This window comes from Enterobacter cloacae complex sp. BZL2005 (genome assembly GCF_049238885.1).
GTDB lineage: Bacteria > Pseudomonadota > Gammaproteobacteria > Enterobacterales > Enterobacteriaceae > Enterobacter > Enterobacter roggenkampii.
The window spans coordinates 182143-193655 of record NZ_JBMKGI010000008.1 but is presented as its reverse complement, the minus strand read 5'-3'; the positions used below and the strand labels follow the sequence as shown (position 1 = coordinate 193655).

Genomic DNA, 11513 nt, shown 5'->3' with positions numbered 1-11513 from the left:
CCCATGCCGAACTCAGAAGTGAAACGCCGTAGCGCCGATGGTAGTGTGGGGTCTCCCCATGTGAGAGTAGGGAACTGCCAGGCATCAATTAGAAGAACCCCGTACCGGAAGGTGCGGGATTTTTTGCTTTTATCTCCATCCTGGCCTTTCTCTTAATCCCTTATCCTGCTAATGGAATGTGTGATCCCTGTCGCAATGTTATTTATAACAAAATTATAACATTTCATTTACGAGGTTATTGAGCCTTCTGGCTCAATACGCCGCAGTTTATGGCAGGAGCATAATCACAATGACAGAAAGCATGACATCACACGGGACGCTGGCTCACAGTGATACCCGAAGAAGGGTATGGGCAATCATCAGCGCCTCTTCAGGGAATCTGGTTGAATGGTTCGACTTTTACGTCTACTCATTCTGTTCACTCTACTTCGCACATATTTTCTTCCCATCCGGCAACACCACTACACAGCTGCTACAAACGGCTGGGGTTTTTGCCGCAGGATTTTTAATGCGACCCATCGGGGGCTGGCTGTTCGGCCGTATTGCGGATCGTCGAGGGCGTAAGGCCTCGATGCTGATCTCGGTGTGTATGATGTGCTTTGGCTCGCTGGTGATCGCCTGCTTACCGGGATATGAATCGATTGGCACCTGGGCACCGGCGCTGCTTTTGCTGGCCCGCTTATTTCAGGGATTATCGGTGGGCGGTGAATACGGTACCAGTGCGACCTACATGAGCGAAATTGCACTGGAAGGCCGTAAAGGTTTTTACGCCTCATTCCAGTACGTCACGCTGATTGGCGGTCAACTGCTGGCCATTCTTGTGGTGGTGATCCTGCAGCAGATTTTGACGGACGAACAACTACATGCCTGGGGATGGCGAATTCCTTTCGCAATGGGGGCAGTGCTGGCGATTGTCGCACTTTGGCTACGCCGTCAGTTAGATGAAACCTCTCAGAAAGAGGTCCGGATGCTGAAGGAGGCGGGAACATTCAAAGGGTTATGGCGTAACCGCAAAGCTTTCCTCATGGTGCTGGGCTTCACTGCGGGCGGCTCTCTCAGTTTTTATACTTTCACCACCTATATGCAAAAGTACCTGGTGAATACCACCGGCATGCACGCCAATGTCGCCAGTGTGGTCATGACCGCGGCGCTGTTTGTCTTTATGCTCATACAGCCGATCGTCGGTGCGCTCTCGGACAAAATTGGCCGACGTACCTCAATGCTCATTTTTGGCGGATTATCGGCATTATGTACCGTTCCCATTCTGACAGCGCTTCAGCATGTCTCTTCACCGTATGCCGCCTTTGCGCTGGTGATGGTGGCGATGGTGATTGTCAGTTTCTATACCTCCATCAGTGGGATATTGAAAGCCGAGATGTTCCCGGCGCAGGTCCGTGCGTTAGGGGTAGGGCTCTCTTATGCGGTAGCCAACGCGGTGTTTGGCGGATCGGCGGAGTACGTCGCGCTGTCGCTTAAATCATGGGGAAGCGAAACGACATTCTTCTGGTACGTAACGGGAATGGGGGCACTGGCGTTTGTTGTCTCCCTGATGCTGCATCGCAAAGGGAAAGGCATTCGACTTTAATAGCGCGCCATCTGCCATACGGCATAGCCGGTCGTTGCGCCGGCGACATCCCAGGCGAAATCTTTCCAGCTCCAGCCGCTCCCTGCGGGGCGGCTATCCCACAGTTCTTTTGATGCCCCAAGACCTACTGAGAACATTAACCCGATCGCCGCGCTACGATCCCGGCTGTATCCCTGGTGCTGGGCATATTCATTACCGGCTGCGGACAACATCGCGGAAGCGAGGAAATGCTGTGCTTTGTCCTGTCCGGACCAGCTATCGTTAGCCATATGGCTACAGCCACTCAGGAAGAGCACACTCAGTACCAGAGGAATACGCATCAACGGGCTCCATAAAAAAGCCCTGCGGGTGACAGGGCCTGGATATTACAGAATACGGCTGATAAGTCGGTCGATACGGATACGACGTAAGCGGCGAATAAGCTTGCGAACTTTTACCGGATAATCGGCAATGCTCTGCAGTTCGCGGTAGTGATTCACGACGGTCGTATGGGTGCGAATCAGCTCCAGCTCGCGTTCACGTTGGGCGGCTAACTCATGCTGCGGGTCATGAATCAGGATAGCGTTTTCCAGATCCAGTCGCCATGCGCGCGGGTTCAGGTTGTTACCTGTCAGCAGCATCCACTCATCGTCGACCCACATGCCTTTGAGATGGTAACTATTGTCTTCATCTTTCCAGAGACGCACAACCAGCTGGTCAGTGTTGACGTAATACTGTAAGCGGCTCAGGAAACGACGCAGGTTAATCTCATAGAGATAAGGCAGCGCACCAATGATTTTGAACGGCTGATCTTCGGGAATGAAGAAGTCATTTGCCGTTTTATCACCCACGATGATTTCCACTTTTTTACCCTCGCGCAGCAGCTGAATGATATTACGCACCAGCACGGCAGGAAGGTTGAAATACGGCGTGCAGATAGTCAGTTTCTGCTCCGCGCACGGCATCAGATGGAAAATCGTTTTGTTCAGCAGGCTTGATTTGCCGAGCCCTACCAGCGGGGTAACGGATAACTCTTCGTTGTTCGCATTGCCCTGGAAATGATAGACCGCATCGCGCAGCTCCTGGCGGAAGGCGCGAACATCGTTTTTGATCTCCGGGCTTTTCGGACGCTCGGGATCGTCAAGACGATTAACACCGCGGCCATGAACCAGATTTTTATCAACCCAGTTGAACATGATATCGGCCATCTGCGGATTACGGATCAGATGGTAGCGGTCATAGCGATATTTATCGAGCTGATGAAGGTAGACATCATTGAGGCTGGCGCCGCTGTAAAGCACGCTGTCATCAATGATGAACCCCTTGAAATGAAGAACGCCGAGCGCTTCACGGGTATTCACCGGGACGCCATAAACAGGCACGTCAACGCCAGGATTTTCCTGCGCCGTGCGGCAATACCAGTCAGCATTGGTGTTTGATGCTGCAGCGCCAATACGGCCACGCTGGGCGCGATGCCAGTCTACCAGCACGCGAACATCCAGTTCCGGACGCTGACGTTTGGCTTCATAGAGCGCGTTCAGGATCGCGCGCCCGCCTTCATCCTGTTCAAGATACAGTGCCACAATGCAAATGCGTCGCGTGGCGCTGGCAATCTTTTCCAGAAGCGTCTCCCGAAAATGAGCGGGAGCGTAAAAGAACTCTACATCATCAACTGACTGAGAAATCTTCGGTAGTTGAGCAAGGTGTTGTTGATGTTTATTACGCTTAAATTTTGACAACATCACAGTGCGTTTCTTCTCTGTTCATTGAAGGGTTGTCTGTACTATGCAAACAACATAAGCGGACAATGATACCACCAGTCCCGTCCAAAGTGGGTAACATTTCCAGTAGCTTACTCGCGTTTGTCTGCTGATGTCAGACTGAGGGATAAGGCAACAATACCTTCGTCCAGCTGAATATCAACGTCAAACCCAAGTTTTCGCGCCAGGGTCACCATACCGCGATTGTTAGGCATAGTAATGCCATTAAGGCGTAACAATCCGTGATCTCGCGTATAACTGATGAGTTTTTCCAGCAGTCGTCTTCCCAGGCCCAGACCTTTAAGATCGGAGCGCACCAGCACGGCAAACTCCGCATCGACGTTATCCGGGTCAGAAATGGCACGCGTGACGCCGAGGATCTCATCACCCTCATCGGCGCGACGAACGGCAACAAACGCCATTTCTCGATCGTAGTCGATCTGGGTCATATTGGCTAAATCATCGTGGGTAAATTCGTTGATTTCGCTAAAATAGCGATAATAAAGATCCTCTTTTGTGACCTGAGAGATAAAGGCCCGCAGCTGGGGCTCATCTTCCGGCAGAATAGGGCGGAACAAGGCGCGTTCCCCATTTTTCATCTCAACCCACTCCTCCAGCTGCAGGGGATACGGGCGGATCGCCAGACGGCTCTCTCTGTCTCCTTCAAAGGGCGCGATATCCAGGGTCACGTCCAGCGCCGTAAACTCATTGCCGGAGGCGAGCAGCGGATGAATATCCAGCCGCTGGATCTCGGCGCAATCCACAATAAGGTTAGAGACCTGCACCAGGAACTGACTTAGCCCGGCAATATCAAGCGGACGCAGCGCGCTCCGGCCGCGGATCTTTTTGCTTTTAATCGCCTGGATGATGAGATAACGCGCCAGGTTCATGTTCAGCGGCGGTAGCGCCACGACGGCCTGCTCCTCCGGGCGCCACTCCACGCCGCCTTCACCCAGCATGATGAGCGGGCCGAAAACGGGATCGTGTTCGACCACCACGCGTAACTCCTGAGCGCCTGCGCGGTTAGCCATGCTTTGCACCAGCAAGCCGTGGATCCTTGCCTGCGGCCAGGCCATTTTGACCCGATCGAAGATGGCATCGGCTGCCTGCTGCACCTCTGCCGCCGTCCGCAGGTAGAGCATCACCCCCTGAACGTCAGACTTATGCGGGATATCCGGCGAACGCAGCTTCAGGGCAACCGGATAGCCAATCTGCTCGGCAATATGCACGGCCTCAGCGCTGTCGCTGGCGATCCAGGTCGGCAGGGTCTGCATCCCGTAGCTGCCCAGAATGGGCTGGACCTCATGCGTATCCAGCGACGTCGCGCCTTCTTCAATCGCCTGCTGCAACAGCCGGTGAACGTCAACGGTATTGGCCGTCAAATTCCCGGGCAACGCCGGCGTCTCGCGGAGCTGTTTCTGGTTGCGGCGATATTCCACCATATGCATAAACGCGGTTATGGTGCCTTCCGGCGTGCGGTAGGTTGGCAGTCCGGCTTCGCTGAACAGGCGTCGCGCCTCCTGCGAAGAAAACTCACCGCACCAGTTGGTGAGCAGGGTGACATATTTGCCTCGCGGATGATTGCGCACGGCATCAATGAGCGCGCGCGCGCTTTCGCTGCCCGGCGCGACCGCGCTGGGGGAGTGAATAATCATCAGCGCGTCGAAATCCTGGCTATCCAGCAAAATGGAAATGGCCCTGATATAGCGGTCGCTACTGGCGTCATCGCGTAAATCAAGCGGATTGCCGGGCGTCACGCTGGTCGGAAGCGCGTCTTTCAGGCGCTGCAGCGTCTCTTCACTCAGCGTGGCCAGCTTGCCGAAGCGCCGCCACAGCTCATCCAGCGCGAGTGCGGCAGGGGCGGCGCCGTTACTGACAATCATTAACTTCTCGCCGCGCAACGGGCGCATATGGCTTAACGTCTCAACGGCGGAAAAAAGCTCGTGCGTATCCTGTACCCGCAGCAAACCCGCGCGCTGAATAGCGGCGTCCCAGGCGGGATCCATGCCGGAATGCGACTGCAGCAGACGCTGAGCCGCAGGGCTGCGCCCGCTTTTGATTACCAGGATCGGCTTATTGCGCGACGCGCTTCGCGAAGCCGAGACAAAACGACGCGCGTCGCTGAGGTGCTCAAGATAAAGCAGGATCGCACTGGTTTTACCGTCGCGTGCCAGAAAATCCAGCAGCTCATCAACGTCGATATCCAGACTGTCGCCGAGAGCAATGAAGTAGGAGAATCCCATTTCACGCTGCTGCGCCCAGTCGAGGATAGTGTTCGATACCGCTGCCGACTGCGAGATAAACGCGAGCTTGCCTTTGCGGATTGGTACCGGAGAGAAGCTGGCATTTAAGCCCTGCCAGGGGGCGAGCAGGCCCAGACTGTTTGGCCCCAGAATGCGCATTTGATAGCGGCTGGCGCAGGCCAGAAGCTCGGCTTTCTGTTCAGGCGGAGACGAGAGAATAATGCAGGTTTTACAGCCTTTCTTGCCGAGCGATTCCAGCAGGTCCGGATTCCGTTTCGCGTTTGTACACAGTACGGCCAGATCCGGTACGAAAGGCAGGCTCTGTACATCAGGCCATGCAAGCACTCCCTGAACTGCCTTATACGCGGGCGTGACGGGCATGACGGGTCCATTAAATCCTCCGGCCAGCAGGTTGCGCATCATCAGATAGCCAGCACGATCCGGTTTCATTGATGCGCCGATGACGGCAATGGATTTAGGACGAAGTAGCGCTTCTAACCCTCGCTGGCTCATGCAGGCCTCCTGTGAATGCAAGCGACCTGATGATTTTAAACGCTTTCCGTCTCGGCTGCTGTGACGCTGCCCTTATGAACGGTTTTTCCCGCCAGATAGCGTTCCCGGAAACAGGAGAAATGGTTGCCCAGGGCGCCAGCCGCAGCGGTATCACCCGCCAGATCCAGAAGCGCAATGGCCACTTCGGCGGTGCAGTATTGCCCGTCAGCATGCGCTTCACGCAGGCGGTAGGCGGAGACGCGGGAAAGATCGACAGAAATCACCGGCAGTGCGTCGAGATAAGGGCTTTTGCGAAACATTTTTCGCGCTTCGGTCCAGGTGCCGTCCAGCATAATAAACAACGGCGGTTTACCGGATGGCGGCGTCGAAAGCACCTGACGATCGACACCTGCATATGACGCGGGGAAAACGACCATCGGCTGATAGTCCGGGCTTGCCACTAAGTCGAGCAGGGCCTGAGGGGGCTCCGTGCGGGACCACTGAAACGCCGCGGTATCCGGCAGAATATCGGCAATCAGGCGACCAGTATTGCTGGGCTTCATCGGCTCGGTATCAAACATGACCAGACAAAAACGGCTCTGTGCCGAACTTGGGGTCAGCGTCTCGCACAGGCAAACCTTCAGCGGCAGCAGGCAACGCTGACAGCGGCGAATACGGTTTCCGCGCGCGAGGAACGGACGGGTGGCGCGCGCAAGGCGTTCGGCGCGTAATTGAAGAACAGCGTTATCAGTCATGGGCGAAATGCAGGAAAAACCCTATTTTCGCAGAGGCGGGAACGGGGCACAAGATGTGCCCCGTGAATGTTACAGTGATTCGTTAAGCCAGCTATCAAACGGGGCTTTAGGCACCGCACCGTTGAGCACGTCGACCACTTCACCCTTTTTGAAAATCATAATCGTCGGGATGCTGCGAATGCGAAAACGGGCGCTCAGTTCAGGTTCAGCTTCAGTATTGACCTTAACGAAACGTATTTTCCCGCTGCGTTCTTCGGCCACGTCTTCGAAGATCGGCGCGAAGCTTCGGCATGGGCCACACCAGGGCGCCCAGAAATCCACTACGACAGGCAGATCGTCCTTGAGGAGTTTGTCCAGCGTAGCACCCGTCGCGTTAATGACATCGCCATCAAACAATTCATGGCCACAACGTCCGCATTTCGCACCATCTTCAATCCGATCGTCCGGAATGCGGTTAAGAGCCTGACAGTTGGCACATACGGTATTCATAACTAACCTCTGATAGAGCCGTGGGACAGCGGCAAGACGCCGATAATGTTTCTAATATGTTACATATTATCAATGAGCCTGTTTGAAACAACAATGCGTTTTATTCAATGAGAACAATAGTCACAGGCTTTTGTACGAAATTATGGCTATGCGCTGGCACATCGGGTAATCTGCGCGCTTCGCGCAGCGCTGGTGGAGAAAAGCATGAACGACGAAATGAAAAACAAAAGCGGCAAGGTCAAAGTGATGTATGTCCGCAGTGATGATGACTCTGATAAACGCACCCAAAATCCGCGTACCGGAAAAGGTGGCGGGCGTCCGGCGTCTTCTCGTGCAGACGGTGGCCGTCGCCCCGCCCGCGATGACAGAAACAACCGCGGTGATGACCGCAAACGTGATGACCGCAAGCGTGACGATCGCAAACGCGATGACCGTCCGCGGGATGACTTCTCACGTGATAACGCCTCCCCGTGGCGCACCGTTTCTCGTGCACCTGGCGACGAAACGCCAGAAAAGGCCGATCACGGCGGTATCAGCGGTAAAAGCTTTATCGACCCGGAAGTGCTGCGCCGTCAGCGTGCGGAAGAGACCCGCGTGTATGGCGAGAACGCCTGCCAGGCGCTGTTCCAGAGCCGTCCTGAATGTATCGTCCGCGCCTGGTTTATTCAGAGCGTAACCCCGCGCTTTAAAGAAGCGCTGCGCTGGATGGCGGCAAACCGCAAAGCCTACCACGTGGTTGATGATGCCGAGCTGACCAAAGCATCCGGTACCGAGCACCACGGCGGCGTCTGCTTCCTGATCAAAAAACGTAACGGCACCACCGTGCAGCAGTGGGTCAGTCAGGCGGATGCCGATGACTGCGTGCTGGCGCTGGAAGATGTGGGCAACCCGCATAACCTGGGTGCGATGATGCGTAGCTGCGCGCACTTTGGCGTGAAAGGCGTACTGTTGCAGGATGCCGCGCTGCTGGAATCCGGCGCCGCGATCCGTACTGCGGAAGGAGGAGCCGAGCACGTACAGCCGATCACCGGCGATAGCGTGCTGGATGCCCTTGAGCAGTTCCGTAAAGCGGGTTATTCCATCGTGACTACCTCGAGCCATGCCGGTACGCCGCTGTTTAAAGCGACGCTGCCACGCAAGATGGTGCTGGTGCTGGGTCAGGAACGCGATGGTCTGTCTGATGCAGCGCTCTCCAGTGCGGATCTGAGCGTCTCAATCGATGGGACAGGCAATGTGGAAAGTCTGAACGTATCCGTTGCAACCGGCGTACTGCTGGCCGAATGGTGGCGTCAGAATAAGGCATAAGCCTCTTCATGTGCCGGGCCTGACCCGGCACATTCAAATACTACTCGCTCTCTGCCGGTAACACAGGCATCCAGTCAATTGGCGTTTCGCCATGTTTTTCCAGCCATTCGTTCGCCAGAACAAAATGATTACTGCCAAAGAAACCGCGATGTGCAGACAGCGGTGACGGGTGCGGCGCTTTCAACACGTGATGACGCTGGCGGTCAATAATCGCCCCTTTCTTCTGCGCATGCGATCCCCAGAGTAAAAACACGACCCCTTCACGGTGTTCGTTGATCAGGCTGATGACTTTATCGGTGAACGTCTCCCAGCCCAGGCTGGCATGCGAGTGCGCCTGGCCGGCCCGCACGGTGAGTACCGTGTTCAATAACAACACGCCCTGGCGCGCCCAGCTTTCCAGGTAGCCGTGGTTTGGTCGGGTAAACCCGGGCACGGTTCCTTCAAGCTCTTTATACATATTGAGCAGAGAAGGGGGGATCGCCACGCCCGGACGTACGGAAAACGCCAGCCCATGCGCCTGGCCCGGACCGTGATAGGGATCCTGGCCCAGAATGACCACTTTCACATCGCTCAGTTCGGTGTAGCGAAAGGCGTTGAACACATCTTTCTGCGGCGGGTAAATCGTCTGTCCGGACTGACGCTCAGCCGCAACGGTGTTGAGCGTATTGATAAAATAGGGCTGCTGCTTTTCTTCTGCCAGCACGTCATGCCAGGTTAAAGGTGTCGTCATCTCGCTCTCCTGCGAATTTCAATCTCTGACTAGCTTACCTGTTAAAGCCCGGTGAGCAAAATATCACACTGAAATGCGCGCTAAGTGGCTAAATTTATGTTGAAAATGTGCAGGTTAAATTGAATTGGTAAGGTCGTGAAATTGATCTAAAGCAATAAATTCAAACCACACTCTTTATGTGGTTGGTGTTTTTGTTGATTTAAATCAATAAATCACCGGGGTGTGAATGATATATATACACACAAGAAACAATGGTTTTACCAATTGGCCGCGAGAGGCCGACATCAGTTAATGTAGCCTAAGGGAGGCAACACATGATTACAGGTATCCAGATTACTAAAGCTGCAAATGACGATCTGCTCAACTCTTTCTGGCTGCTGGACAGCGAGAAAAACGAAGCGCGCTGTGTCGTCGCGAAAGCGGGTTTTGCTGAAGATGAAATCGTGCCGGTGAGCAAACTGGGCGAAATCGAGTACCGTGAAATTCCAATGGAAGTGAAGCCAGAAGTGCGCGTGGAAGGTGGTCAGCACCTTAACGTAAACGTACTGCGCCGCGAAACGCTGATGGACGCGGTTGAGCACCCAGAAAAATACCCGCAGCTGACCATTCGCGTGTCTGGTTATGCGGTACGCTTCAACTCTCTGACCCCAGAACAGCAGCGCGACGTTATCGCGCGTACCTTTACTGAAAGCCTGTAAGGCTTCAGCTACGGGGGTGAATAAAAAAGCCGGGGATTGTCCCCGGCTTTTTTTTACTCTTCCGTTTTTGTCTCTGATGCGGCAGAGCTTGGCTTACGGCGTTTACCAATATTTTTGGTATCGCGGTGACGCTGCTTCACGCGCGGTTTCTCTTTTTCTTTCTCTTTTCTCTCAGCACGTTTCGCGAGCGCTTTCTTGGACGGTTTACCCGTCATTTTTTCACTCGGCGCACGTGTGGTTGGGCGCAAGCCATCAATAACCCGCGCTTTCAGCGGCTCGTCAACATAGCGGCCAATTTTCTGCAGCAGCAGGTAGTCATGCGCTTCGACCAGTGAAATCGCAATACCTTTGCGGCCCGCGCGGCCGGTACGGCCAATACGGTGCAGATAGGTATCGCCGCTGCGCGGCATATCGAAGTTAATGACGTGGCTGACGTCTGGAATGTCGATCCCGCGAGCGGCAACGTCTGTGGCAACCAGCACGTTAACGCGACCGTCGGTCAGGCGCTTAATGCCTTCGGTACGCTTGATCTGCGCCATCTCGCCTTCAAGATAGCAGTTGTTGATCCCGGCGTTACGCAGCATCTCAGCCAGCTCGTGCACGCGCTCGCGCTTACGCACAAATACGATTGTGCGCAGAGCATCTTCCTGTTTGAGCAGGTGTTTCAGCAATTCGACCTTGTGCTCAAGGTTATCCGCGCGGTAGTACCACTGGTGGATCTTCTTACGCTCTCGGGTGGACGGCGTCGCCGAGACTTCCACCGGATCTTCCAGCAGACGCTCTGCGAAGTCTTTGATCGCTTCCCCTTCGAGGGTGGCAGAGAACAGCATCGTCTGGTTACGCCAGCGCGTTTCCCCTGCAATGTGCTCGATATCCTGTGCGAAGCCCATGTCCAGCATACGGTCGGCTTCGTCGAGGATCAGCGTTTCAACCGCGCGGCAGTCGAAGTTCTCTTCTTTAATGTACTGCAGCAGGCGGCCTGTCGTCGCAACGACGATGTCCTGGTTTTCGCTGAACACTTCGGCGTGGTTCATATACGCAACGCCGCCGGTGATGGTAGCGATATCCAGATGGGTATTTGCCGCGAGTTCACGCGCGTGATCGGCCACCTGCATGGCCAGTTCGCGCGTCGGCGTCAGGATTAAAATACGCGGCGGGCCAGATTTTTTGCGTGGGAAGTCGAGCAGATGCTGCAACACAGGCAACAAATAGGCTGCAGTCTTCCCCGTACCGGTTGGCGCAGAACCGAGCACATCGCGGCCCTCAAGCGCAGGCGGAATGGCCGCTGCCTGAATGGCGGTCGGGCGTGTGAAGCCTTTGCTCTCAAGTGCATTGAGCAGGCTTTCATCGAGTTCAAGTTCGGAAAAAGTCGTTACAGTCATGTTCTACCTCTGTGTGGGGCGCTGATTATAGACGTTACGGCTGTAATCTTCATCTGTTTGTATGGATATCGCTTTTCGGCCACTTCGCTTTCCCC

General features: G+C 54.9%; 10 protein-coding genes and 1 rRNA gene. 4 read left to right on the top strand and 7 right to left on the bottom strand.

Annotated features, from left to right (window positions below; translation table 11 throughout):
* Both rrf and ACOTXI_RS15605 read left to right on the top strand, forming a co-directional pair.
* A 5S ribosomal RNA gene (gene rrf / locus ACOTXI_RS15610) occupies positions 1–83 on the top strand; the annotation flags it as partial.
* Positions 84–289: 206 nt separating this feature from the next.
* Positions 290–1585, top strand: a complete 1296-nt coding sequence (locus ACOTXI_RS15605) for an MFS transporter (RefSeq protein WP_008502198.1) — start codon at positions 290–292, stop codon at positions 1583–1585.
* Here ACOTXI_RS15605 and ACOTXI_RS15600 read toward each other — a convergent pair.
* The 5 genes from ACOTXI_RS15600 to trxC all read right to left on the bottom strand — a co-directional run bounded on the left by ACOTXI_RS15600 (position 1582) and on the right by trxC (position 7303).
* Positions 1582–1905 carry a YfiM family lipoprotein gene (locus ACOTXI_RS15600; RefSeq protein ID WP_008502197.1) on the bottom strand — a complete coding sequence of 108 codons (324 nt, stop codon included), beginning with the start codon at positions 1903–1905 and terminating at the stop codon, positions 1582–1584. The two genes, ACOTXI_RS15605 and ACOTXI_RS15600, sit on opposite strands and share 4 nt — an antisense overlap.
* Positions 1906–1950: 45 nt before the next feature.
* The gene (gene pssA / locus ACOTXI_RS15595) at positions 1951–3306 is read right to left on the bottom strand and encodes a CDP-diacylglycerol--serine O-phosphatidyltransferase (RefSeq protein ID WP_008502196.1); all 1356 of its coding nucleotides are present in this window, start codon (positions 3304–3306) and stop codon (positions 1951–1953) included.
* Positions 3307–3416: 110 nt separating this feature from the next.
* Positions 3417–6080: a bifunctional acetate--CoA ligase family protein/GNAT family N-acetyltransferase gene (locus ACOTXI_RS15590; RefSeq protein ID WP_008502195.1), complete on the bottom strand. Its 2664-nt coding sequence runs from the start codon at positions 6078–6080 to the stop codon at positions 3417–3419.
* Positions 6081–6115: 35 nt separating this feature from the next.
* Positions 6116–6814 carry a tRNA-uridine aminocarboxypropyltransferase gene (gene tapT, locus ACOTXI_RS15585; protein ID WP_008502194.1) on the bottom strand — a complete coding sequence of 233 codons (699 nt, stop codon included), beginning with the start codon at positions 6812–6814 and terminating at the stop codon, positions 6116–6118.
* A gap of 69 nt (positions 6815–6883) precedes the next feature.
* Positions 6884–7303 (bottom strand): thioredoxin TrxC, encoded by a 420-nt coding sequence (trxC, locus tag ACOTXI_RS15580; protein ID WP_008502193.1) that lies wholly within the window; start codon positions 7301–7303, stop codon positions 6884–6886.
* A 204-nt stretch (positions 7304–7507) separates the two neighbouring features.
* Here trxC and ACOTXI_RS15575 point away from each other — a divergent pair, with 204 nt between their 5' ends.
* Positions 7508–8608, top strand: coding sequence for a tRNA/rRNA methyltransferase (locus ACOTXI_RS15575; RefSeq protein ID WP_008502192.1), 1101 nt, complete (start codon positions 7508–7510; stop codon positions 8606–8608).
* A gap of 40 nt (positions 8609–8648) precedes the next feature.
* On the opposite strand, the gene ung is transcribed toward ACOTXI_RS15575, so the two are convergent.
* Positions 8649–9338, bottom strand: coding sequence for a uracil-DNA glycosylase (gene ung / locus ACOTXI_RS15570; protein ID WP_008502191.1), 690 nt, complete (start codon positions 9336–9338; stop codon positions 8649–8651).
* Between the two features lie 314 nt (positions 9339–9652).
* Between ung and grcA the strand changes: the two genes are divergently transcribed.
* Positions 9653–10036 (top strand): autonomous glycyl radical cofactor GrcA, encoded by a 384-nt coding sequence (gene grcA, locus ACOTXI_RS15565; protein WP_008502190.1) that lies wholly within the window; start codon positions 9653–9655, stop codon positions 10034–10036.
* Between the two features lie 53 nt (positions 10037–10089).
* On the opposite strand, the gene srmB is transcribed toward grcA, so the two are convergent.
* On the bottom strand, positions 10090–11418 hold the full coding sequence (srmB, locus tag ACOTXI_RS15560) for an ATP-dependent RNA helicase SrmB (RefSeq protein ID WP_008502189.1): 1329 nt from the start codon (positions 11416–11418) through the stop codon (positions 10090–10092).
* Positions 11419–11513: the final 95 nt, after the last annotated feature.